Origin of the sequence: Pelorhabdus rhamnosifermentans (assembly GCF_018835585.1) — a bacterium.
Taxonomy (GTDB): Bacteria; Bacillota; Negativicutes; order UMGS1260; family UMGS1260; genus Pelorhabdus; species Pelorhabdus rhamnosifermentans.
Map to the genome: position 1 here is coordinate 288,995 of NZ_JAHGVE010000002.1, position 24,068 is coordinate 313,062.

Annotated in this window: 20 protein-coding genes and 1 pseudogene; 13 read left to right on the forward strand and 8 right to left on the reverse strand. The window is 39.6% G+C overall.

The window, feature by feature from the left end:
- Positions 1 to 26 precede the first annotated feature (26 nt).
- From Ga0466249_RS04620 to pepT, 3 genes are all read right to left on the reverse strand, one after another.
- Entirely contained in the window at positions 27 to 2,090 is a 2,064-nt protein-coding gene (locus Ga0466249_RS04620; protein ID WP_246588442.1) for a sigma-54 interaction domain-containing protein, read from the reverse strand.
- A gap of 386 nt (positions 2,091 to 2,476) precedes the next feature.
- Positions 2,477 to 4,444 (reverse strand): OPT family oligopeptide transporter, encoded by a 1,968-nt coding sequence (locus Ga0466249_RS04625; RefSeq protein ID WP_215828250.1) that lies wholly within the window; start codon positions 4,442 to 4,444, stop codon positions 2,477 to 2,479.
- Between the two features lie 60 nt (positions 4,445 to 4,504).
- A complete protein-coding gene (gene pepT / locus Ga0466249_RS04630; protein ID WP_215828251.1) occupies positions 4,505 to 5,746 on the reverse strand; it encodes a peptidase T in 1,242 nt (413 codons plus the stop codon).
- Positions 5,747 to 6,377: 631 nt separating this feature from the next.
- Between pepT and Ga0466249_RS04635 the strand changes: the two genes are divergently transcribed.
- The 8 genes from Ga0466249_RS04635 (at position 6,378) to Ga0466249_RS04670 (ending at position 14,842) form a co-directional block, all read left to right on the forward strand.
- On the forward strand, positions 6,378 to 7,742 hold the full coding sequence (locus tag Ga0466249_RS04635; RefSeq protein WP_215828252.1) for a hypothetical protein: 1,365 nt from the start codon (positions 6,378 to 6,380) through the stop codon (positions 7,740 to 7,742).
- A gap of 345 nt (positions 7,743 to 8,087) precedes the next feature.
- Positions 8,088 to 8,450 (forward strand): PadR family transcriptional regulator, encoded by a 363-nt coding sequence (locus Ga0466249_RS04640; RefSeq protein ID WP_215828253.1) that lies wholly within the window; start codon positions 8,088 to 8,090, stop codon positions 8,448 to 8,450.
- A gap of 17 nt (positions 8,451 to 8,467) precedes the next feature.
- A complete protein-coding gene (locus tag Ga0466249_RS04645) occupies positions 8,468 to 9,490 on the forward strand; it encodes an HlyD family secretion protein (protein ID WP_215828254.1) in 1,023 nt (340 codons plus the stop codon).
- 9 nt (positions 9,491 to 9,499) lie between these two features.
- The gene (locus Ga0466249_RS04650; protein ID WP_215828255.1) at positions 9,500 to 11,110 is read left to right on the forward strand and encodes a DHA2 family efflux MFS transporter permease subunit; all 1,611 of its coding nucleotides are present in this window, start codon (positions 9,500 to 9,502) and stop codon (positions 11,108 to 11,110) included.
- Between the two features lie 160 nt (positions 11,111 to 11,270).
- A complete protein-coding gene (locus Ga0466249_RS04655; RefSeq protein WP_215828256.1) occupies positions 11,271 to 11,963 on the forward strand; it encodes a C40 family peptidase in 693 nt (230 codons plus the stop codon).
- A 199-nt stretch (positions 11,964 to 12,162) separates the two neighbouring features.
- On the forward strand, positions 12,163 to 12,474 hold the full coding sequence (locus tag Ga0466249_RS04660; protein ID WP_215828257.1) for a PHP domain-containing protein: 312 nt from the start codon (positions 12,163 to 12,165) through the stop codon (positions 12,472 to 12,474).
- 123 nt (positions 12,475 to 12,597) lie between these two features.
- Positions 12,598 to 12,918 carry a carboxymuconolactone decarboxylase family protein gene (locus Ga0466249_RS04665; RefSeq protein WP_215828258.1) on the forward strand — a complete coding sequence of 107 codons (321 nt, stop codon included), beginning with the start codon at positions 12,598 to 12,600 and terminating at the stop codon, positions 12,916 to 12,918.
- Positions 12,919 to 13,183: 265 nt separating this feature from the next.
- The gene (locus Ga0466249_RS04670; protein WP_215828259.1) at positions 13,184 to 14,842 is read left to right on the forward strand and encodes an ATP-binding protein; all 1,659 of its coding nucleotides are present in this window, start codon (positions 13,184 to 13,186) and stop codon (positions 14,840 to 14,842) included.
- 191 nt (positions 14,843 to 15,033) lie between these two features.
- On the opposite strand, the gene Ga0466249_RS04675 is transcribed toward Ga0466249_RS04670, so the two are convergent.
- On the reverse strand, positions 15,034 to 16,365 hold the full coding sequence (locus Ga0466249_RS04675; RefSeq protein WP_246588444.1) for an MFS transporter: 1,332 nt from the start codon (positions 16,363 to 16,365) through the stop codon (positions 15,034 to 15,036).
- A gap of 456 nt (positions 16,366 to 16,821) precedes the next feature.
- Here Ga0466249_RS04675 and Ga0466249_RS04680 point away from each other — a divergent pair, with 456 nt between their 5' ends.
- Positions 16,822 to 17,349: a DUF2238 domain-containing protein gene (locus Ga0466249_RS04680; RefSeq protein WP_512699361.1), complete on the forward strand. Its 528-nt coding sequence runs from the start codon at positions 16,822 to 16,824 to the stop codon at positions 17,347 to 17,349.
- Between the two features lie 17 nt (positions 17,350 to 17,366).
- Here Ga0466249_RS04680 and Ga0466249_RS04685 read toward each other — a convergent pair whose 3' ends face one another.
- The 4 genes and pseudogenes from Ga0466249_RS04685 to pdxR all read right to left on the reverse strand — a co-directional run bounded on the left by Ga0466249_RS04685 (position 17,367) and on the right by pdxR (position 19,685).
- Positions 17,367 to 17,573 (reverse strand): hypothetical protein, encoded by a 207-nt coding sequence (locus tag Ga0466249_RS04685; protein ID WP_215828261.1) that lies wholly within the window; start codon positions 17,571 to 17,573, stop codon positions 17,367 to 17,369.
- A gap of 133 nt (positions 17,574 to 17,706) precedes the next feature.
- Positions 17,707 to 18,141, reverse strand: coding sequence for a DUF2935 domain-containing protein (locus tag Ga0466249_RS04690; RefSeq protein ID WP_246588476.1), 435 nt, complete (start codon positions 18,139 to 18,141; stop codon positions 17,707 to 17,709).
- Between the two features lie 33 nt (positions 18,142 to 18,174).
- Positions 18,175 to 18,297: pseudogene (locus Ga0466249_RS27015) on the reverse strand (DUF2935 domain-containing protein); the annotation flags it as partial.
- Positions 18,285 to 19,685, reverse strand: a complete 1,401-nt coding sequence (gene pdxR / locus Ga0466249_RS04695) for a MocR-like pyridoxine biosynthesis transcription factor PdxR (RefSeq protein ID WP_215828262.1) — start codon at positions 19,683 to 19,685, stop codon at positions 18,285 to 18,287. The gene pdxR and the pseudogene Ga0466249_RS27015, both read right to left, overlap by 13 nt.
- A gap of 115 nt (positions 19,686 to 19,800) precedes the next feature.
- Here pdxR and Ga0466249_RS04700 point away from each other — a divergent pair, with 115 nt between their 5' ends.
- The 4 genes from Ga0466249_RS04700 to nadC all read left to right on the forward strand — a co-directional run bounded on the left by Ga0466249_RS04700 (position 19,801) and on the right by nadC (position 23,891).
- The gene (locus Ga0466249_RS04700; protein ID WP_215828263.1) at positions 19,801 to 20,379 is read left to right on the forward strand and encodes a DJ-1/PfpI family protein; all 579 of its coding nucleotides are present in this window, start codon (positions 19,801 to 19,803) and stop codon (positions 20,377 to 20,379) included.
- A gap of 217 nt (positions 20,380 to 20,596) precedes the next feature.
- Positions 20,597 to 21,505, forward strand: a complete 909-nt coding sequence (gene nadA, locus Ga0466249_RS04705; protein WP_215828264.1) for a quinolinate synthase NadA — start codon at positions 20,597 to 20,599, stop codon at positions 21,503 to 21,505.
- On the forward strand, positions 21,505 to 23,061 hold the full coding sequence (nadB, locus tag Ga0466249_RS04710; RefSeq protein WP_215828265.1) for an L-aspartate oxidase: 1,557 nt from the start codon (positions 21,505 to 21,507) through the stop codon (positions 23,059 to 23,061). Before nadA ends, nadB begins: the two co-directional genes overlap by 1 nt.
- Positions 23,058 to 23,891 (forward strand): carboxylating nicotinate-nucleotide diphosphorylase, encoded by an 834-nt coding sequence (gene nadC, locus Ga0466249_RS04715; protein ID WP_215828266.1) that lies wholly within the window; start codon positions 23,058 to 23,060, stop codon positions 23,889 to 23,891. Before nadB ends, nadC begins: the two co-directional genes overlap by 4 nt.
- Positions 23,892 to 24,068 lie beyond the last annotated feature (177 nt).

Here is a 24,068-nt window from a genome sequence, read left to right on the forward strand (position 1 = left end):
AGGAGACAAATAAGTTTTGCTATAATTCAAGAAATGTTGCTTTGTTGTCCTTTATTTATTAAATGTTTTCTCCAATTTACAAAAGCAAGTCCTTTAGCGGTAATGCGGCTACCACATCTTCCTGCGTGTGAATCAGCCCAGCCTAGTTTATTAAAAATAGACAGCAATCTTCTAATTTCACTTTCTGTAATAGCAATTCCGGTAGAAATGCATTTTGCCTCAAGATTTTTTCTGCCTATACCGCCATTGGTGTGATGAGAAAGAATGTCCAGTAATTGATAGGCATTTTTTGTGTCACATTTGGTAGAGAGAATAGAAATTTCCGTACTAAAATCGATATTATTAGTCCAAACATAAGCAGGTAGATCGTGTACATCTACAACATCGGTTGCCATAAATGAAATATATGCTGCTGTATTGGCCAATTCTCTGACATTACCGGGCCACGGGTATTTCAAAAGTAAACTTTCTGCTTCTTGAGTAAAGGGTACTTTTTTTATATGATAGTTTTCCATAAAAAAATGAAGTAAATGAAAGATGTCTTCGGGGCGTTCCCTGAGTGGTGGGATGAGGATCGGGAGAACATTCAGTCGATACAACAAGTCTTGGCGGAAGGAATTTTTTTGTACTTCGGCTACGAGGTCTTTATTGGTTGCGGCAATGACACGGAGATTTACATCAATGACTCTCTGTGAGCCGACCCGCATAATTTGACGTTCTTGAAGTACTCTAAGTAAACGTACCTGTAGCGATAGCGGCATATCGCCTATTTCGTCCAAAAAAATAGTACCATTATTGGCCTGTTCAAATAAGCCGGGCTTTCCTTCTTTCGTTGCTCCGGTGAAAGAGCCTGCTTCGTAACCGAAGAGTTCGCTTTCCAATAAGGTTTCTGGAACGGAAGCGCAATTGATGGCAACAAACGGATAAATTGATCGAGGAGAAGCAGCATGAATAGAATGCGCAATTAATTCTTTACCCGTACCGCTTTCGCCCGTAATGAGTACAGTAAAATTTGATGAAGCTATGAGCTTAGCAAGGTGAATACATTCCTTCATTTTAGGTGATTTTGTCTGAATGCTGTCAAAAGTATAACGTGTTACCAAACCTTTTTCACGTAACTTTTTTGATAAGCTTTGTTCTAGATGGTGAATACGGGTTACTTCTTGAAATTCGTAGTATATTCCGGCAGGTTCGCCAAATTGCTCAAATTTACTGCTGTTTGCAAGTAAAGATCGCTCATGGAATTCAATTAATTCGCCTGTATACATGTCTTTGCTTGGATTTTTGAATAATATATTGTTCAAAACAGTGGGAAAATGTTTCCCAATGATATTATCAGTGAGCTCGAATATCTGGCTAAATTTTTTGTTGTATAGTAAAATAATATGATTTTTGTCTGTGAGCATAATCCCATCATGAGAGAGATTAACAATCGTGTCAAGCTGAATGTTTTTCATAAAGAGTTCTTTATATTGGCTTTTAATGCCGGCATCCATCGTTACAATCGTATCTGAATATTTAATTAGACGGCTACTCGTTTCTTGGGTGTCAATATTGAAATAGTTCAATATTGATAAGAATGTGGAAATATCGATACAGCGGTGCCCCACATCAATCACTGTTTGAATGTGGTGTGGAACAGAACTGGCTTCTCCCAGGGTAATGGCAATGTTTATATCAGGATATTCTGTTCTACCATCATAAGGGATCAGGTTTAGATGAGTAATGCCGATCTGGCATAAAAAAGCCACGGCTTCAATCGTGTTTTCTTGCGAATCGTTGACAACCAATACATTAGCGCTTTTTGGAATGGCGGTAATTTTGTATATTTCGCTGTTCGGTAGGGTACGGCGCAGGACAATAATACGGCTATGACTAGAAATATAATTTTGTGCTTTTCTCGCATGGCTCTGCGCTGTCACAACGACAATGTCATCGTTAATGATCTCACCGGGATTTAAATGGGATAAATAGTAATTATTTATTATGACATAACCGAGCAAAACTTTTTCTAGGTTGTTGCGAATAAATTCGTTTAGATCAGAGGGAATTAATGTAAGAATGCCAATTGTTTTCATTTTTTTATTCATCCTCTTTCTCTTAGCAATTGCCTTTGTGTTTCTCATTATATTAAAATTGTAATATTGTAATATTATGTAATTAATGGTATGAATTAGTATCGATTATATATATTATAAACCTTAATTAGGTTAATGAATAGGTTGCATGTCATCCTATTCATTAACCTAATGTGATTGATAAAATTTACTATCAAAAAAAGTTGAGCATTCGTCTTTTTTACGAATGCTCAACTTTTTTTGAAATCGCTATACGTCTTATTCCCAATGATTCAAATGTAATAGTTTTGCCCTCGTACAAATTGGTGGAATAACCAATTTGGCTTTTAGCTAATTTTCGAATTCTTGGATCGAATCTAGACTCCTCTAATTTTGTTTGTTTTTCATTTGTATATTGGTCAATTGCTTACTGATTTTGCTAAGCTTGCATCGTTAGATGCAGGTTTGGCATTCATAGCTTTTTTATAAAGCAAAGCACAAAGCAGCAGGTAAAAGAGGACACCGAGATAAGTAGCCGCAGGTGTTTCTACCCATTTTTCCAGAAAATAATTGAAACCCGCTATGCGCAATATGGCACTGATCAGGCTGCCAATGGCACCACCGGCTATGAAACCTGAAGCAATCGTTTGCCCTTGGTTAAAACGCAAAGAATTTAATATATCCTCCTTGCTGCTGTGAGAAACGAAATACGAAATAAGTCCCCCCACCAAAAGTGGCGTATTGATCTCCATCGGCAGATAGGCACCAAGGGCAAAAGCTAGTGGTGGAACTTTAAGCATCCAGAGAATGATGGCAAAGAAGCCGCCTGCCAAATAGAGAGGCCAGTGAGCAGTTCCGTTTTCCATCAAGGGTTGAATAATAACGGCCATGGCATTGGCTTGCGGCGCTGGCAAGGCTCCCGGACCGACAAAACCATAGGCTTGATTAAGCAGTAAGAGAACTCCAATGGACAAGACGCCCGTCAAAGTAGCGGAAACTAATTGCCACTGCTGCATTTTGCGCGGTGTTGCCCCTAGTAGGTGAGCGACTTTAAGCTCTGACATGAAATTGCCCGCTACACCTAAAGTAGTACAAAGAAAAGCCGCCATCATTAAAATTGCTGTAATCCCCGAATTGCCATGCATTCCGGTACTGCCCAGGACTACTGCAGATACGATAAGCATGAAAATAGTCATACCTGACACTGGTTCAGTGCCAGTAAAAGCAATAGAACTTATGCCAACAACCGAGAAAAGGAAGGTGAAAACTAAAACAATTGCCATTGCTACCAGTGTTTGCAGTGCACTTTGGGCGAAAAAGATATGGAAAAACACGGTAAATAAAAAAGTAATGCCGATGATACCGCTGACAATAAGGGGCATGGGAATGTCTTTTTGAGTACGCTGTAGAGATTGTTGTATGCCATCATTTTTTTTAAATAAACCAGCCATAATAACTTTTACAACATTGGCTACGACTTTTGACATAGATAAAAGTCCAATAACGCCAGCCATGGCCAGCATACCAATACCGATGTGGCGTACATACTCGCGAAATACTGCAGGGATGGGTGCAGTGGCCAGCAGAATATCCTTACCGTTCACTAGCATGTGGTGATCGCCGGCCAGGTAATAAATAACTGGAATGCAGACGAACCAGGAAAAAAATGAGCCAGCAGTGATGATAGCAGCATAGCGCAGCCCGGTAAAGTAACCAATGCCTAGCAGTGCCGATTCGTTGTCTAAGCTGAAGGTCAGTTTAGCTTTATCTGCCAGTTGCTGCCCCCAGCTAAACGTAGCGCTTGAGATCACTTCCTGCCACCAGCCAAGGCTATTAAGGATAAAATCATAAATCAGGGCGACAGCTCCGCTGAATACCATAAGTTTGGCTTTACTGCCTTCTCCTGAAGTTAAAACCTCAGCAGCAGCCCGTCCTTGCGGGAAGGGATAGGCATGGTGCATTTCTTCGCAAAAATAGCGGCGAAATATGGCGGCGATCAGAACGCCGAGGAGACTACCCAGGATAATGGGCACTGCCAGTTGAAAATAGCTGAGATGATCATTTCCTAGAATATAAAAAGCGGGTAGGATAAACATAGCACCGCCAATACCATTGGTACCCGCACTGGCGATGGCCTGAATATGTACATTTTCCGGAAAAGCGTTTTTGCGTTTCAGCATGACAGCCATACCCATCGCCATTACTGAAACCGGAGCAAAAGCGTCAACAGTCTGGCCTATTTTCAGGCAAAGATAGCCAACTGCTAAAGCAAATATAGCAGCATAAAACAGTCCCCAAAATACGACATAAGAGTTGATTTCCTGATATTCTTTGTGTGGTGACATCGGTGGTTCAGATGAAATAACATCGTTCTTATTTTCAGACATAGTACTCCTTCTCCTTTTTTAATATATACAAAGATTGTGCCAGAAAATTTCCACAGTAAATCAAAGTGGACGGGGTTCGTCAGCATACAACTGTATCAATCGAATAATGGTCTGTACGGCTTTTTCCATCGATTCCAACGGAATATATTCATAACGTCCGTGTGCATTATGATAGCCGGCGAATAAATTTGGACATGGCAACCCCTCAAACGACAATCGTGCACCATCCGTGCCACCCCGAATTGGTATTGTCACAGGAATAATATCGGTATCACGCATTGCCTGTTCGGCCTTTTCAACAATGTGTACAACTGGCTCAATTTTCTCACGCATATTGTAATAGCTATCAGTAATCTCGCAATGAATTTCGGCTTTCGGGTATTTTATTTTCAAAAATTCGGCTGTCTGTTGCATAAGAATCTTTCGTTGTTCAAATTTTTCCCGGTCATGCTCTCTAATGAGATAATTAAGTACCGCTTCTTCTACACTTCCCCTAAAATCGGTAAGATGATAAAAACCTTCATAACCATCAGTAAACATTGGCCGGTCAAACATCGGCAACATTTGATTTAATTCGATTCCGATAAGCAAAGCACTTATCATTTTGTGCTTTGCAGAACCAGGATGAACATTGCGGCCTTTGATGACTATGTTTACACTGGCGGCATTAAAATTTTCATAGTTAACTGAGCCAAATCCACTCTCATCTATGGTGTAGCCAATTTCAGCACCGAATTTAGCAACGTCGAAGTACTTAGTACCATCGCCAATTTCTTCGTCAGGTGTAAAGCCGATACATAACGGTCCATGTTTGAGCTTGGGGTGCTGCAGAAGATATTCGATGGCAGTCATTATTTCGGCGATGCCAGCTTTGTCATCAGCACCTAATAAGGTATTGCCATCAGTAGTTATCAATGTCTGTCCCTTGTAACTTAAAAGTTCAGGAAAGTCCTGCGGTGACAGAATATAATTACCAGCTTCATCAAGAATAATATCTTGGCCGTCATAGTTTGCTACGATTTTCGGCTTAACATTTTCATCAGACACATCAGGCGAAGTATCATAGTGCGCCAGAAATCCGATAGTCGGTGCATTTGTCTCGAAATTACCCGGAATTTTCGCTGTCACATAACCGTGTTGATCCAATTCGACTTGTGACGCACCTATTTCAATCAATTCATCGCGCAACATTTCGGCCAATTTTAGTTGTTTAAGCGTGCTAGGATAAGTTTCGCTTTCATATTCCGACCGTGTATCTACTGCTACATAACGCAAAAATCGTTTTAAAACGGCATCTTTCATTGTTGATCATCCTCCTTGACAATTTTTATTTAATATTGTATGAATTCCTCCACTTTAAAAGTAATGCAAAAGCTGTGCCGAAAATGACAGCAATCAAATAAATTGAATTTATTTATCAAAGCCCGAACACCCACTTCTGCAAGCGGGTGTTCGGGCTTTTGATGGTGTTAAGCATAAATACAGGACAAACCTTAATTAGGTTAATAAATAGGTGAGCATGCTATCCTAATAAACCTATAAATATTTTTAATTTGTGTTTTATGCCAAGTGGTCCTTACATTTGAATTTATTTTAGTGCGTACTCGAGAAAGTTTTATACAGAAAGGGAGACACAAAGGCGGATATTTATCGTTTGTATATTGTAAATGCGAAAATAATAAACGGAAAAATTAATTGGTATATTATTTGCATATATATAGTTAGGAAAAATTAACCAATGGAATATCCACGTAATTTGCTAAATTGAATTACTAATCTCAAGGGGGTGAACTACGAAGAGACAATCACTGCATAACGTTTTTAGTGGTAATTTCGACATGCCATGATTATCTGAGGAGGTAATGTAGCTCTTAATTGTTTATCCTGTTATATTGCAATTACAAGAGAAAGCTTATGATGAGGAGTGTGTAACATGAGAAAAAAATTACTGAAAACCCTAATTCTAGGATCCTTGTTAAGCTTATCAACAACGGTTTTTGCTAATCCCTTTGAACTGGTTCCGACAAGTAACTGGACTTATGATGCAATAGGAAATCTGGTTCAAGCGGGGGTCTTTGAAGGATATCGGGATATTAATTTCAGTAAAGATCAAACGTTGACTCGTTATGAACTGGCTACATATGTTGCTAAAGCAATGGCTAATGAGAAAAAAGCAAATGTTGAACAAAAAGCAGTCATTGATAAACTGTCCGCAGAATTTAAAGTGGAACTGAATAATCTGGGAGTTTATACTACTGCAACTACACCTAGTGCTGTAGCACCACCTAATGCTGTGGGCAGCGTATCCCGCACTCCTTCTATAGCAGCTCCGAATCCACTTACAGTTGGCGGTAATTTTAAGTATGAATACCGCAGCAACCAGGATCGGGCCTTCCATCGATCTGATGGCAGTACCGTAACTGGCTATGGCAATCGCTTTTTAGTCGGCATCACTCTTGACTGGAAGGCGAATGATTTTACCAATGTCTTCGGTCGTGTTGCAGGCGAAGTCGGACAGTTAGGCAATACTACGCATGATTCCAGCCCGAACGATTTCAAGCTGGATGAATTCGGTGTTAGAACCACGTTTGATGGCTGGCAGTTTTCACTCGGCCGTCAAAGCGCCCAACTCGGTCTGGGCGGTGTATTATATTCCGGCGTTGACTGGGCTTCTCCATTGAGTTATTTCGACGGCATTGTTATTACTAATAAGTTGGGTGAAGTTAATCTTAAGGCTGTTGCCGGTAAAACCAGTTATACTTATCCTCAGTCTGGACTTGACCCTACTCAAAGATGGTTTGGTGTCGACCTGAGTCAGGATATTGCTAAAAACGTTAACTTTGGTGTTGTTTATGCAAGCAGGAAGGCCGCGCCGAACGGCGGTGCCGCTACTCTTGTGAATCCTAATGCTGGATCCAATTACTGGAGTGCTTATACTACAATTAAAAGCAATGATAACCTGACCTGGACGGGTGAATATGTTAGATCTAATGCCGCTACTGAAAATGATGCTTATGATTTCAGTGCAACCTACAAATTTGATCAAAAGAATCGTGTTACCGTGCAGTATAATCACGTAAAAGCCAATGCCACGGATTTGGATAATTCCCTAATTGGCGGTGAATACTTCCCGAACTATTCTGCTTTTCTAAATGGCTACAAGGGGGAATATTATAATTATCACCATGACTTCAACAAAGTGATGAGTTGCAATTTTGACTACTATGCTCTCAAACCAATGTACAATGCCCAAGGAACGGATGGCGAATTTGACGCCAATTTGAGATGGCACTTCTAAGACTAAGTTCAATTTAACCTAGATCATGTCAAGGACAAATACAAAAGGCTGATGCAATAAAAACAAGATGATTTCTGTGGAGTCATCTTGTTTTTATTCTATTGATTTCTGTAGTTATTGTAGTTGTAATTTTTTTACAAAACAACCAAAGGGACTTTGGATAAGAGGTAACGCATACACCTTTGCTGATCAAAGGTGTATGCGTTTGTGCTTAGAAGGGGATTTTCTTGTCTCCATTTATCTCCCTATTTTACATTAAATACATTTTGACATAAGTAGCCCGAGTTATTAATATTAATACTGTTAAAGTTAATACATTATGTTAACTAAAAAGGAGAGTAGAATATGTCCTTTATCAAAAATAAAGAATCGAAGACGTGGATTAAAATTGTTACGGCGTTATTCATTTTGAAAATAGTAGCCAGGCAATCCGCTTATGGTAATCAAATTGCGGAAGAAATAAAACGGATCACCCAGCAAACGCTGCAACCTAATCCTAATTTTTTATATCCACTGTTAAGAACAATGGAAGAAGAGGGATATCTTGAGGGAAAGTGGGAAAATCCCACTACTCGCAGTAAAAGGATTTATATAATTACGCCGAGCGGTCGCAATTATGTACAGATTTTACAGGAAAAGGTGTATGCCAAATTTTTAGAAATAGAACGCAGACAGCAAGCCATTCGTAAATTTCTATTTGAAGAATAAATGTAGGAGTGAAGGTCATGGATAAACAACAGGCAGCAAATAAAAGGAAAAAGTGGATAATTGTTGCAGGGGCTTTTAGCGCGATAATTGTAATTGGTGGCGGATGGTGGTGGTTTAAATCCAGCGGTGTTGTTTCCACTGACGATGCGAGTGTAAAAAATAATATTGTCGGGATTAGTGCTAAGGTTTCCGGTCAAATAGACGAAATGCCTGTCAAAGAAGGGGATACCGTACAGGTAGGGCAAGTGCTGGCTAAAATTGATAACAAGTCCTTTCAAATTCAAGTAGAGCAATCCCAAGCAAATTTGGCATCTGCGCAGGCTAAGTTAGATTCTTTGAAAGTCGGCAATCGTCCTCAGCAGTTAGCTCAATCGGGAGCTTCTGTTGATCAGGCTGGTGCAAACTTAGAGAATGCTCGTAGAAATTATGAACGGATTGAGACTCTCTATAATACAGGTGCGGTTTCTGCGCAACAAAAAGATACTGCTTTTACTGCACTAAAGGTTGCTGAATCGCAATACCAGGCAACATCTCAAGGCTATAGTCTTGTTTCTGAAGGGGCAACGGAGCAAGATATTAGATATGCCGAAGCGCAAGTTGCGCAGGCAGCAGCCGCGCTCAAGAGTGCACAGCTTCAGTTGGATAATTCAGTTATTGTTGCACCAATTGCCGGTGTTGTTGCAAAAGTAACTGTTGATCAGGGCGAGATCGTTTCGGTTGGTCAACCCATTTTTAGTATTACAAATCCATCAGATTCATGGGTAGAGGCCAATATTGAAGAAACGGCTATTGGCAAGGTTCAATTAGGACAAACAGTAAGTTTCACAATTGATGCCTATCCGGGGAAAACACTTCTGGGAGAGGTAAGCGATGTAGGAATTGCTACGGGTTCTCAATTTTCACTGCTTCCGGCAGATAACGCGTCAGGCAACTTTACCAAAGTCACTCAGCGGCTGACTGTCAAAATTAAGGTTAACGATGCGGAAAATGCCGTTTTGAAACCGGGTATGTCGGCAGTAGTTGACATTCATGTAAGGTAGGGGTGCGACATGAAAGATAGTAGTGATAATAAACCAAATAAATATCTGGTGCTGTTTATTGTATCACTCGGTACTATTTTGAGTGGCTATGTCAGCAGCTCTCTTGATATTGCTCTAGCTAACATGATGAATACGTTTGGGTTTACGATGGATAACGTAACTTGGGTGCTGTTGGCTTATATGATCCCTTATGGTGCTACGTTACCTATTATGGGTAAATTGGGCGATCAATTTGGACGTAAGAAAATGTATATTTTTGGTTTTGCCGTATTTACGGTAGCTACCTTGATGGTGGGGTTAGCTTGGAGTCGTGCAACAGTGATCCTGTTTCGAACGATTCAAGGAATTGGAGCCGGGATGTTTTTTCCTAATGCCATGGCCTTGGTTTCTGATGCTTTTCCACCGAATGAGCGGGGGCAGGCGTTGGGAATGTGGGGAGCCTTCGCAGCGGCCGGCGGTGTACTCGGGCCGATTATCGGCGGCTATATTGTTGAATATGTAAGCTGGCGGATGTTATTTAGCAGTATCGTTCCTCTTTCCGTAATCGGTATCTTGATGGCAATTTTCATTTTGAGAGAGTCAGAGGTAAGCGGTTGTAGAGATAAAATTGATTATCTTGGTGGGGTGCTGATGGTAGCTAGCCTAAGCAGCTTAATTATTGCGCTAAATCAAGGGGCAAAAGAAGGGTGGACCTCCTTCTATATTATCGGATTGTTTACCTGTACGGTAGTAAGTATGGCGGCCTTTATTTATGTTGAAAACCGTGCGGAGTATCCATTAGTTAGTTTGGATCTATTTCAGAGCACCACATTCATTGTTGCAAACTTCGTTGCCTTTCTAACCTTTATGACTTTGTATGGAGGTCTGTTTCTGATCCCGTTTTTTTTGCGAAATATTCTTGGCTACACTCCGATTCGAGCCGGAATGTCATTGTTCCCACTAGTGGGGGCGATGATATTATTAGCGCCCCTCGGTGGTAAATTAGCCGATAAGGTAGATGCCAGGACTCCTACCGTGATAGGAATGATAATTCTTTCGCTTGCCATGTATTCGTTCCACACCATGACCGATTTGACAGCCTACCCGTTTATAGCGGTTCGACTTGTATTGATGGGCGTCGGACTGGCACTGACTATGTCGCCTTTATCTAATGCCGCGCTGGCGACGGTTCCTAAAGAAAAAACCGGGGTGGGCTCCGGTGTGTTTAACTTATTTAAAAATGTAGGCGGTAGTGTTGGAATTGCGATGATGGGAACGCTGTTGGATCAACGGCAGTTATTTCATGGGCAAATTCTATCGAATCATATTAATACTTCTTCTGAGGCTGCAAAACAGGTGCTAACGCAAATTCAGATGGTATTCACGCATAATGGGATGCCTTCTGAACAAGCTTATGGGGTTGCGATGGCTACTTTAAAAAACCTAGTGGCAAAGCAAGCTGCTGTGATGGCTTATAGCGATGTTTTTCTCATTACGGCTGGGCTGGCTGTGTTAGGCGCTATGATGGCATTGATGCTCAAGGAGAATAAACCAAACAATGAGCAGACAGCGGATTTAGCATCTGGAGAGGTTCTAAAAAGGTTATCAATTAGGCCACCTTTGTCTCTGAAACATAGGTAGGTGACTCAAATACAGAAAACTATCATGGCTGGTATTGTAGCAGAATGCCAGCCATGATAGTTTCAAATAAATTAGTTTACATAATATATAAAATGTGCTATTATGAAGTGTATTATGATGTTTTATCAATAACTTAGAAAATTTAGCGGAGGACAATAGAATGAAATTATATAATAAATCAGTTATAGTGGCACTTTCTTTATGTGTCATCATGTCTGTTTCGCCTGTAAAGACCAATGCCGCTTCCCTTACTGATGTCTTATCACTAGCAACGGCGGGGACAATGTCCACTTCGTCGTCCGGATCTGGCGACAACTTCATAAGCACGCTTCTAAATCTCCTGTTAGGAAATTTTTTAAATCCGTTACAAAATACGAATGTGAATAGTAATGTCAATAGTAATAGTAATACCAATGTCCCGAAGAATTCTTCTGATTTAGGTAGTTCTTCAACTGCTTCGCAAACAGACACTCAAAATGCGATTATCAGTACTGCCAAGAAATATATGGGTGTTCCTTATGTTTGGGGAGGAACCACGACAGACGGTTTCGATTGTTCTGGATTTACACAATATGTCATGCAACAAAATGGTATAAGCCTTCCACGAACTGCGGCAGAGCAGTTTGCTGTTGGCACTCCCGTTGACAAAGACAATCTTCAGACTGGCGATTTGGTGTTTTTTACAACCTATAAACCAGGTGCTTCTCATGTTGGCATTTACATGGGAGATGGCAATTTTATTAACGCGAGTTCCAGCGCTAAAAAAGTAACGATTACTGCTTTAAATCAAACTTATTATGTAGAGCATTATATTGGTGCTCGACGTTATACAAAAGGAAGTTCTTATTTATAAAATCGTGGATTATAGCAAAGTAGCTATGAAACGGTACTCTTTTCAAAGGAGTGCCGTTTCACTTTTTTATCTATAGGACATCTTCTATTTTACATATTTTTGAAGGCGTATTATTGAAATTCTAGAACTACACGAATATAGTTAGTTATCGATTTACAGATATTGTTTTTATACTAGTAAATATAATGAAATGTATGTTGTGATATTTAATAATAGAGGGGGTATTCCTGTTATAGCACATCCTGGTGACAATTTAAGAAATAACATGGATATGATTGATAATATCATCAAAGAAGGGATTAGGGGGATAGAAGTTTTCAGTGGTTATCACACCCCTGATCAAGTAGCGTATTTTCAAAACAAAGCAGAGAAAAATAAACTTATTATTACTTGTGGCAGTGATTTTCATGGAAAAAATAAGCCTCATATTCAACTTGGTGATTGTAAGTGTATTTTCGCAGAAACATATCTTATAGATAGATTGAAGGAGGCAGTGACAATTAAGTTGTAAGCGGTGTTATTTTTCGACAGGGGGCTTTAGTTTTTAGTATAATGGATTTGGAAGTTTTTATATGGAAGATGCTGTAAAAAATAGGACGCGGTAGAACCGTCTCCATGATTAGGAGGAAAGAGAATGAGTGATAAATCATTAGTCAGTAACGCTTTTCAAACCTTTATGAGTGAAGCACCTGAACATCAAAAAGTTTGGATGGATACTGTTAAAAAATTGGATTTGGCAAGTAAGCTGGATTCAAAGACCGAGGAAATTGCTTATATTGCTGTACTGGCGGCATTAAGGCTTGAAGGCGGGTTGCCTTTTCATGTCAAACATGCTAAATCGCTTGGTGCTTCCCGCGACGAAATTATCAGTGCTATTTTGATTGGATTGCCGGCGACGGGAAACGTTGTTATTCAAGCATTGCCAATTGCATTGAATGCTTTTGATAGTGAATAAGGTTTAAATGTGGAATTGTAATAAACACAAAAACACGGCCGATCCATTTTATAAGTGGAAAAGCCGTGTTTTTGTGCGTCAGGTAAATAATTTGGTAATGTATTTTATTGTAATGATTATGACAAAAAATAGAAATCTTCCTTTTGGTTTTATCAATTATTACTTATTATTACAAAAAAAGGAAGGTATTTGTATTTAAATGGTAAATATAACATGATATATTACATCTACAGTTGTTATAAAACCGCTTTGGGGGCTGAATGACATGACTCTCTTGTTCATATCTTTTTTTCTTAGTGCCTTTGGTTTATCTGTGATGTTTCTTGTTTATGCTTATATCTATACTCGCTATAAAGAGCAATATATGGCTTTATGGGCTGGAAGTATATTGACCTGCTTGTTGCAGACGTTACTTGATCTTCTGATGTTATCTGGTTCAATTTCATTGCTGGTACTTTTGTGCTATCAACTATTGTCTATAGGCAGTAGCTTGTTACTTGTTTGGGGTACATGTGTATTTGTGGGTAGACAAATTCCCAAATGGTGGTTAGGTGCGGCTATATTGTGTACAGTGGTAAGCAACTGTGGCGTCTTATTAGGCTGGCCTTTCACTATTTATGCATTACCGACGTCTACCTTTTACGGGAGCACTTACATTTGGACAGGCTTCATTCTCTATAAGTATCTGTACATTAGTCATTTAGTCAGATGCATCACCGTCATTCCCTTTATATTATTGGGATTACACCATTTTGACTTTCCTTTCCTACGAACTATCGAATGGCTTTCGCCATGGGCTTATGCGCTCGACGCCATTTTGCGTGTATCAATTGGCATCTGTATGCTTATGATGTACTCTCAACAGGTAAGAGAATTATTATTGGAAAGTGAAAAGAACCTTTATTTGTTGGCGGAAAATGCTAGAGCTATCATTTATCGCTTTTGCCTGTATCCTGTGCGACACTTTGATTATGTAAGTCCGTCATTGATCAACATAACAGGATTTACGCCACGGGAATTTTATGACAACCCAGTTTTACCGCTACAATTAATTCATCCTGATGACAAGCCTTTGTTTAAAAAATTCATTCGCTCATTTGTTTCTCCTACACAGTCCTTAGCTATACGAATACTATGCAAAGATCATTCCGTGAAATGGGTTGAGTTACAAAACGTTACTATTACAAACAATGATGGAATGGTAACCTCATTAGAAGGTATTGCCCGTGATATTACTAATCGAAAGCATTTGGAAAAAGAGATGTGTCGCCTGGAAGGTCTTCATATTGTTGGTCAAATGGCTGCCAATCTAGCTCATGAAATTCGCAATCCATTAACGACAATACGTGGCTATTTGCAACTGATGTATAAAAAACAATTTAAAAGGGATCAAGAACGCACACTCATGATGTTACAGGAAGTGGATCGAATCAACACGATTATTACCGAATATCTGGCACTTTGTAAGGATAAAAGAGTTTCGCTAAAGAAACAACAGTTAAATACGATTCTTACGCAATTATATCCACTTATTTTAGCAGATGCGAAGAGTCTTAATCAAAATGTTATTTTAGAGTTAGGCTTGCTGCCGCCAATTTTGATTGATGAAAATGAAATTCGGCAGTTGTTGATTAATCTCGTACGTAATGGTTTAGAAGCTATGCAACCCAACCAAACATTAACAATTTACACCTATATGCAAGATGATTATGCTATTCTGGCTGTCCAAGACCAGGGAACTGGAATTCCTTCCGATATCTTAGATGAAATTGGTACGCCTTTTTTTACCACTAAAGAATGCGGCACAGGCCTTGGGCTTTCCGTTTGTTATACCATTATCGAACGTCATCAGGCATCGTTATATATTGATAGTAGCCCGTCGGGTTCTATTTTTTACGTGCAATTTAATATCGCTCAATCTTAACATTACTAGACTGATACTGAAGAATGATATATTCTTCGATTAATATGTGATCAAAAATTGTAACTTGTTACCTGATTCTTGAATAACTTTTCAGGGCCTTCTAATTGGGAAAGCCCTTTTTATTTATCATTTTGAAACGTGGTAAAGGCACCCAAATGTTAATCGATGATATGGATCATAATGGTATTCAACTATTTCAGTTTTACGCCTTTTGTCTCTGGAATAAAGTAGATAGTAAGAGCGGCGAGAAAATATGAAACTGCGGTAAGCCCTAGTGAAACTCCCAGACCATAGATTCCAGCAAAATAACCGATGATAATCGGTGCAAACGCGCTCATAATTCTACCAACATTATAAGTAAATCCAGCACCTAAACCTCGTACTGACGTAGGATATAGCTCAGATGTAAAGGCACCAAAACCACTAAATGCTCCAGAACCAAAGAAACCAACAAATGGTCCCAAAAGAATAAGCAAATTTGCATCGCGTACATTACCATACACATAAACAAATACAGACGACATCATAAGGAATGCAGCAAAAATCGGGCGTCGCCCAAACTTGTCGGCTAAAAAGCCAAAAGATACATATCCGCCCCATGCTCCAAGCATCGTTGGCATCATCCATGCGGATGACTTTACAACACTTAACCCTGCTCCTCCTTTTTCTATGGGCATACTCAAAAAGCCTGGTAACCAACTAAATAGTCCCCAATAGGCAAACATCAAAAAAGAGCTTGCCAATGTAATTACAACCGTATGTTTTAAAAGATCTCCTTTAAATATTTGTAGTATGTTCGTTTTTTTATTTGGGTTTTCTTTTAAATTTTTCCATAATTCAGTTTCATCGACGAACGACCGGACCCACAAAGAAAATAACGCTGGAAGTATTCCAAGAAAAAATAAGACGCGCCAACCAAATGCAGGCAAAATAACCATAGCTGCCAAAGCAGCCAAAAAATACCCCAGCGCCCATCCACTTTGCATCAGTCCGATTGCCTTACCGCGATGCTTTGCTGGCCAAGTTTCCGAAATCAAAAGAACTCCTGCTGTCCATTCGCCCCCCATGCCTAAACCAAGTAAGGCCCGAGCAATTGCTAATTGGACGATATTTTGTGATAAACCACTTAAACCTGAAAAAATTGAAAATAATAAGACCGTGATCATGATTGCTTTTTTGCGGCCGACTTTATCTGCTACTGCGCCGAAAAAAACTCCTCCAAATGCAGAAGAGAACAAAGTTACTGAAGATAAAAGTCCAGCCTCAACTGTTGTTAAGCCCCATTCATTGAGAATCCTTGTCAACGCAAAAGCATATACCATGGTATCAAATGAATCAAGAATATATCCCAGAACAGATGCCCATAAGGCATACCACTGTTTTTTGCTAATCTCTCTCCACCAGCATTTAGATTCCGTTGACTGCAATGTAGTTATTTCATCAGTGATAATTTTCGTTTGTGCCATCAATATCCCTCCGTTTTTTCCAGTACTCCACAATTCTTTTTTTATCTTATTTAACAAAAAAATACTCCAAACTAAAGGATTCTCGATTTAAGAATCTTTGTTTGGAGCACCATTGCTTCTGATATATTCATTTTACAAACTTTAGTATGTATCTCAATTTAATTCTGTAGTAAAAAGTGGTATATTTTATCGAATTTATTTTGGCTTTATTGTACTATTAAGTTCATAAAATGTCAAATACAGTCGAAAGTTGATCCGATTGCCGGTTTTTCAGAGAGCGTAAAGAGGCTTTTCATGAGATTGCTAAACTTATGGGAAGCTCTTTTTTTATTTCGCATGAATAGAGTCATAAAATTAGGTAAAAATAGTATGAAGGTTATAGGTAATAAATCACTCTCGATTTTTCTCTTTAACCGGAAATTGCCCCTCCTAGTTGCAACGGGGAGGGGTGAATTTATCTGAATTAGTAGAGGTATTATAAACATGCATAAATCGCTCAAGTTTAGAATTAATATGTTGATTATACTAATTCAAATCCTAGTAGTAGTGGGATTAGCTATGGGATTACACTTTGAATACATTCGGAGTGTGATGGTAACAACAGGTATTTGGCTCGTATATATGTTTTTAGAGGCAAGATATAAGCTGGTTATGAATAATTTTGTTAGAGTCGTGGTAGGAATTACACTTGTTAGTGATAGTTTTTTTGGCTATTATCTGGACTTGTATGCACTCTCTTCAGTTTTTGATAAAATACTACATGTCTTTGGAACTTATGCATTGTCACTATTTACCTATATTTTAGTTGTTCAGCTTCTGAAAGATGCTGTAAATCGATCCTTCAAATTTATTTTGGTTATTTGTTTAGGAATTAGCATTGGTGCAATTTATGAAATTGCAGAATTTCTTACCGATATAATCTCGCCGCCAACGCTACCTAGTCAGCCAGGTTTGTTAGATACGGATTTAGATTTGATTGGGGATGTTATTGGGGCAGTTTGTGCTGCCATTCATGTGATGTTTAGGAACAATGAATGGTGATGATTGCGGAAAGTTTGCTATTTATGCCATTGAGATATTTCTGAAAGAAATATCCTACATGAGGCATCTAGCCAGTGTGTACAATCAGTACAACGTCTTTTATAATCTTTTGGAGAGACATTAAGTAATGAGTAACCATAGCCCATCGCATTTATAATATGCTCGAATTCATTACATTCTTTTGCAATAGCCAGTAATTGTTCTTCCGTATATTTTTCTGTCATAACAATATCACTCCTCTAGTTAGTTCATTTATTTAGCATTTACTTATTAGCGAAAAATAATTAATCGAAATGATATTGGAAAATCCCTATTTCGGCTTAGTCCAGGGTAGGGATTTTAAGCGGGTGTCTTTTCTCAATAATCACATGTTTTAATCGGAGGAGTATCCATCTCTGCCAAGTCTTGTTGAATTTCTTCGAGAATCTTTAGAAAATATTCCGCCTCCCGTAGGACATGGTCGGCTAAGAGGGAGGGAATCAGAGAAAGTACCTTACACGATGCAATTAAATCTCGTGCAGCCCTTTTGAAGTCCCGTATATTAGTAGTTGCTGTTTTTACATCTTTTTCAAACCTTACGAGATCGTTATTAGGACAGGAATGCCATAACATACTATCCAAGTCACGAGCTTGAAGTTGTAACCTCTCGAATTCAATGGCAAATTCGTTTGCTTTTTCTACGAAACCACGCTCAGACGGGTTAAGGAGCCCTGCAATAAATCTTGCATGATCGGCCATATGTCTAAGCCAGAATACGTTATCGCTTACAATGGAGTCAACAGGATACTTCATATCTCCATCTTGTATTTTTCCCAATAGTTTGCAAAAGTACATCGCTTCACGGGAAATATGATCAATTAATAGTGGGTAATTATAGCCGCCGATTTCACAGTGTACAATTAATTGTAATACATGACGTTTAAAGGATAAGGTTTTTATCCAAACCACGCTCTGCGAAGCAATTGCACTCCTTGCTCAATTTCGTCTAAATCCAAGCTGCTGTAACCCAATAGTACCGTTTTTCCATCATACTGCTCTAGTCGTTCCCAATGATCAGACACGGGATAAACCCGAACACCCAGCTCGGCGGCACGGTTGATGAGCTGGGTTTCTAAAAGTTTGCTATTTACTTTAACTGTTATAAACAATCCGGCGTTTCTTCCATTTATCTTGATTTTGTCGCCAAACTCTCTGTTCAGGGACTGTACTAAACAGTCATGCTTTTTCTTATATACTTGTAATACCCTACGTAGATGTCTGTCTAAATATCCATCACGCATGAACCGTTCTAATGTCCTTTGAAACAAGTATGGAACTGTAGTATTGTACTTTTGATAAATCGTTTTGTAACTATCCAAAAGTGATAGTGGCAAAACAATAAATGAAAGTCTAAGAGAAGGTAATAGGGATTTTGAAAAATTCCCCAAATATGCGACGTTAGCCGTCTGGTTAATTCCCTGGAGCGAAGGTATCGGTCGGACATTGTATCGAAAGTGGCAAGAATAATCATCCTCAATAATTATTGCTTGCTTGCGATTCGCCCATTCAAGTAGTTGCAATCTCTTAGAAATAGACATAATAGCACCAGTAGGAAATTGATGAGAGGGCGTCACATAAACTGCCGTAGTTCCACTGGCGTCAAGCTCCTTGATGTTGATCCCATCCTTATCGACGTTGATGGGACAAATTTTAAATCCGGCATTCTTGAATGCTGTTCTAGCTTTCCCGTATCCTGGATCTTCAAAACCAATGCTACGAGTAGCTTGTTTCCTAAGTAAATTGCATAGTAATCCCAAGCAGTACAATGTTCCAGCACCAACAACAATCTGTTCAGGATCACATTTTACACCCCGATATTCCGCGGCGTATTTCGTTATTTGTTCGCGTAATCTTACATCTCCTTGATGTCCACTATATGAAACAAGTCCGTCCATTTCTTCTCCGAAACACTGCATCATGAGATTTTTCCAGATTTTGAATGGAACATATCGGTAATCAAGTTTACCATAGCGAAAATTATATCGATATTGATCTTTTATCGTATCCTGTGCAATAATCTCGCTTGTTGGAATGGCAAAGTGCGGACTAATCAATGTATTATTTAATTTCTCCACGTAATATCCAATTCGAGGCTTACTGAATAAGTAGCCTTCAGCATATAGCTGTTGATATGCCTGTTCTATTGTATTTCGGCTGATTTGCAGTTCACTTGCCAATTGTCGGCTAGAAGGTAGTTTCATATTGGATTTCCATTCGCTGGACATAATTTTATCTCTGATTTGCCGATAAATTTGCTCATAGATTGGGCATTCCGTTTTTGTGTCAATAAATAGCATTCTTACATCTCCTATCTGGAGCTATAAAATAGTTGTAAACTGGCTCTTTGAATAAGCAGTATATCCTATACAATATATTATACAACATAAAGATATTATTGAAGGAGTGGTAACTGTGATAACAATTGGTATACTCATATTTCCTCAGGTTGAGGAGTTAGATTTTGTCGGGCCCTTTGAGGTTTTAAACGCTGTCAACAAAATACAGCTAAATAGCACTAAGGTCATATTGATAGCCGAAACTGCCGATCCAATAGGTGCTTATAATGGTATGAAAGTAATTCCAGATACAACTATCGAAAAGTGCCCTGATTTAGATATTTTAGTAGTTCCAGGCGGTAAGGGCAGACTTGTAGCCATGAAAAATCCTGTTATCAAGATCTTTATCCAAAAACAAATGATCACTGCTAAATATATTACTTCCGTTTGTACAGGAGCTTTTTTACTGGCCGAGGCGGGATTGCTTAAAGGGAAGCAGGCAACCACTTATCATACTGCTTTTTCAGAATTAGAATCATATTCTGTGCAAGTTCTTTCTAAGAAAGTGGTTCAAGATGGAAATATCATTACAGCGGGCGGAGTAAGCTCAGGCATTGAATTAGGTCTTTACTTACTTAAACGACTATTTAGCTTAAGCATTGCACAAGAAGTAGCTCATCTAATAGAATACAATGTTGATATAAATGTTCTTTGATTTACCGAATTTCATATCTGTCACTGGCTTATCTCCTGGAATATCAGGAGATTTTTTTTTTAATAAACGAAGTGACTTTACACTTGTCTTGACAGTGACTGAGAAATAACGTTACAATTAGAAAAAGCTAATCTGTAATACATAATGCCAAAAGATATAAAACTAGGGTTAGGTGAAAATTCAAGGCTTGTATTTAATAAAGAAAGGGTGAAAAGGATTGGTAAATGATTTAAAAGTTGAAATACAACGGTTAAAAAAGCAGCGCAATGCTGTTATTTTAGCTCATAATTATCAGCTTGATGAAGTACAGCAGATGGCTGATTACGTAGGTGATTCATTCTATTTGAGTAAAATGGCTGCCAATACGGATCAAGATATGATTGTTTTTTGCGGGGTTCGGTTTATGGCAGAAACGGCTAAAATACTTTCACCACAGAAAGTCGTCTTGTTACCTGAAAGTGATGCCGGCTGTCCCATGGCGGAAATGGTTACTGCAGAAGATTTGCGTACATTAAAAGCAGAACATCCTGGGGTGCCTGTTGTTTGCTATGTCAATTCCACGGCAGAAGTTAAAGCAGAAAGTGACGTTTGCTGTACGTCGGCAAATGCCATCCAGGTCGTCGCGGCATTGCCGGAGGACAAAGTGATATTTGTACCTGATGAAAACTTAGGACATTATATTGCCACACAGCTGCCGGCAAAGAAGCTTATTCTCTGGAAAGGCCATTGTGCGACCCATGTCAAGGTGCAACCCGAGAATGTCAAGATGGCCAGAGCAGCTTATCCGGGTGCCGAAGTTTTAATCCATCCGGAGTGCATTCCCGAGGTGGTTGCTATGGCGGATTTTGTCGGCAGTACTTCTGCGATTATTCATTATGCCGAACAATCATCTGCCAAAACATTTATTGTTGGGACTGAGATGGGGGTACTTGTTAAGCTAAAAGAATCTCGGCCTGATAAACAATTCTTCTTACTGCACCCTGGATTGATATGTTCTAATATGAAAAAAGTTCGACTACAAAGTGTATATGAGGCGCTGATTCATAAACAACATGAAATTATAGTTGAAGAGCAGGTGGCTTCTCAAGCCAAGCAGGCTTTGCGCCGGATGCTGGAGGTAGGATAATGGCAGATGAGGAGTTAGAAACAGATACATATGATGTTGTCATTGTTGGTTCAGGAATTGCCGGTATGGCGACTGCTTTAGCATTGCAGCCTAACCTTAATATTGCTTTGATTAATAAAGGTCCGCTCAAGGAATGCAGTACCTATAAAGCGCAAGGCGGAATGGCTGTTGCCGTGGGAGCTGATGATAGCCCTGTGGAACATTTGGCAGATACGCTGCGGGTTGGACAAGGGTTATGCAATAAGCAGGCAGTAGAAATTCTAGTTAGTGAGGGACCTCAAACGCTAACTTTTTTACAATCGATTGGCGCTGATTTTGATAAAGGGGAAAATGGTTTGAACCTTACCAGAGAAGCCGGACACTCTCGCAATCGTATTGTTCATTATTTTGATTATACAGGGCGTCATATTGCAGAAACCATGGCGAGAGAGACCGAGACAAGAGACAATATACATCGTTTGGACAATTGCGTTTTAATCGATATCTTAACTGGAGCGCAAAAGTGCTGCGGCTGTGTAATTCAGTATAATGGCTGTTTTAAAGTACTGCGTGCGGGGGTGGTTGTGGTGGCTACTGGCGGTTACAGCGGGTTATTCGCCAGATCTACCAACAGTATTTCGTCTAGTGGCGATGGTATTGCGGCAGCGTATCGTGCAGGCGCAGCCATTACCGATATGGAATTTGTACAATTTCATCCTACGACATTTACGACCTTATCAGGAAAGGTATTTTTGTTAACTGAGGCGCTTAGGGGGGAAGGAGCCGTATTGTTGAATCACCAAGGAGAGCGATTTATGTTTTCTTATCATCCCAATGGTGAGTTGGCTCCACGTGATGAGGTGTCAAGAGCTATTTTTCATGAAATGAAGCGGGAAAGTCAAGAATTTGTATATTTGGATGCTAGGCAATTGGGCAAAGACTATTTAGCGAATCGGTTTCGCCAGGTCTATTCGGAATTAGCGAAAAACGATCTTTTTATGGAAAAAGATCTAATACCCATAGCGCCAGCGGCGCATTATACTATTGGTGGCATACAGACAGACCTTTGGGGCAGAACCACGATTGCCAACTTATATGCTTGTGGAGAGGCGGCAGCAACCGGGGTCCATGGAGCCAATCGGCTGGCTAGTAATTCTTTATTAGAAGGAATTGTTTTTGGGCGCAGAGTAGCAAAGACAATTAACCAGGAATCGAGTAAGCCAGTAAGTAACTGCCTGCTTTTCAGTGCTGTAAAACAGGTAGGAAAGTATCAGCAAGCAACAGAGGTGGGCGCCGCTTTAGAACGTGTAGCAGGAGTCATACGCAGAGGGCGGGACATGGAAGCATTTCTTACGGAATTGCAACAAAGCGCTGTAATGCAAGGTAAACCCTTAGCTGATAGTAAGGACTATCATGATTTTAATGCCTGCCAACTTGCCGAACTACTATTGGAAGCGGCACTTTTCCGCTGTGAAAGCAGAGGAACACATTATCGCGAAGAATATCCTCAAAAAAATGATCATGAATTCAAGAAGCATATTATTCAGCAATGGGGAAAGAAGGCTGTAATGCAATGAATAAATTAGTCTTAGATGATGTACTGCGACTTTCTTTAATAGAAGATGTTGGATTTGGCGATGTTACCAGTGAGGCTATTTTTAGTGAAGCTCATTTTTCCCAAGGATTTTTGCTAGCTAAACAGGACTTTATTTTGGCTGGAATCGAAGTTTTTACCCGAGTTTTTGCTTTACTCGATGATCGTGTCAAGGTGGTATCTTATTATGCTGATGGTACCAGTATTCGAAACGGAGAAAAGTTTGCAGTATTAGAAGGACCTACCCGTTCTTTGTTGTCAGGAGAACGAGTAGCACTGAATTTTTTACAGCGGCTGTCAGGTATTGCCACGGAAACTCGTCGGTATACGGCTGCTACTGAAGGCTTTCGTGCTGTGATCGTGGATACCCGAAAAACGACGCCAGGCCTGCGAATGTTGGAAAAATATGCTGTGCAGGTTGGCGGCGGAAAAAATCACCGCTACGGGTTGGATGCAATGGTTCTCATAAAAGACAATCATATTCAAGCCGCAGGAGGGGTCTTTGCAGCAGTGCAGCGCGTACGTAATCAAGTCTCACCTTATATAAAGATAGAAATAGAAGTGGAAAATTTAGAACAGATAGGACAAGCATTGGAGGTCGGTGTTGACGTTATTATGCTGGATAACATGACGATCACGATGATCAAAGAAGCGGTACAAATGATTGATGGTAAAGCATTGATTGAGGTGTCCGGTAATGTGACAATCGAGAGAATTGGTGAGTTGGCGGCAACTGGCGTTGATATCATCTCCAGTGGAGCCTTGACCCATTCTGTAAAAGCTGCTGATATTAGCATGAAGCTTCAAAGCTAATATTGTATGGCGGGCTTATCGTTTTGCTAATAGTGTAAAAGTTAGGTAGTGGAGACGGCAAAAGGAAAATTCTATAGCATGGCGATTTTGATTGCTGCTCATCAATGAGCAGCTTTTTTTGCTATATGACTGGCTATTCAGCTACAGAGATCATGAGTGCTTATATTGGTCTCATTG

Coding starts and splice junctions, on each gene's coding strand:
- Ga0466249_RS04665 (WP_215828258.1), top strand. CDS start 12,598: ATGAGTGATAAATCATTAGTCAGTAACGCTTTTCAAACCTTTATGAGT.
- Ga0466249_RS04635 (WP_215828252.1), top strand. CDS start 6,378: ATGAGAAAAAAATTACTGAAAACCCTAATTCTAGGATCCTTGTTAAGC.
- Ga0466249_RS04670 (WP_215828259.1), top strand. CDS start 13,184: ATGACTCTCTTGTTCATATCTTTTTTTCTTAGTGCCTTTGGTTTATCT.
- Ga0466249_RS04650 (WP_215828255.1), top strand. CDS start 9,500: ATGAAAGATAGTAGTGATAATAAACCAAATAAATATCTGGTGCTGTTT.
- Ga0466249_RS04680 (WP_512699361.1), top strand. CDS start 16,822: ATGTTGATTATACTAATTCAAATCCTAGTAGTAGTGGGATTAGCTATG.
- Ga0466249_RS04690 (WP_246588476.1), bottom strand. CDS start 18,141: ATGAAGTATCCTGTTGACTCCATTGTAAGCGATAACGTATTCTGGCTT.
- pepT (WP_215828251.1), bottom strand. CDS start 5,746: ATGAAAGATGCCGTTTTAAAACGATTTTTGCGTTATGTAGCAGTAGAT.
- Ga0466249_RS04625 (WP_215828250.1), bottom strand. CDS start 4,444: ATGTCTGAAAATAAGAACGATGTTATTTCATCTGAACCACCGATGTCA.
- Ga0466249_RS04640 (WP_215828253.1), top strand. CDS start 8,088: ATGTCCTTTATCAAAAATAAAGAATCGAAGACGTGGATTAAAATTGTT.
- Ga0466249_RS04655 (WP_215828256.1), top strand. CDS start 11,271: ATGAAATTATATAATAAATCAGTTATAGTGGCACTTTCTTTATGTGTC.
- Ga0466249_RS04685 (WP_215828261.1), bottom strand. CDS start 17,573: ATGACAGAAAAATATACGGAAGAACAATTACTGGCTATTGCAAAAGAA.
- pdxR (WP_215828262.1), bottom strand. CDS start 19,685: ATGCTATTTATTGACACAAAAACGGAATGCCCAATCTATGAGCAAATT.
- nadB (WP_215828265.1), top strand. CDS start 21,505: ATGGCAGATGAGGAGTTAGAAACAGATACATATGATGTTGTCATTGTT.
- Ga0466249_RS04620 (WP_246588442.1), bottom strand. CDS start 2,090: ATGAATAAAAAAATGAAAACAATTGGCATTCTTACATTAATTCCCTCT.
- Ga0466249_RS04645 (WP_215828254.1), top strand. CDS start 8,468: ATGGATAAACAACAGGCAGCAAATAAAAGGAAAAAGTGGATAATTGTT.
- nadC (WP_215828266.1), top strand. CDS start 23,058: ATGAATAAATTAGTCTTAGATGATGTACTGCGACTTTCTTTAATAGAA.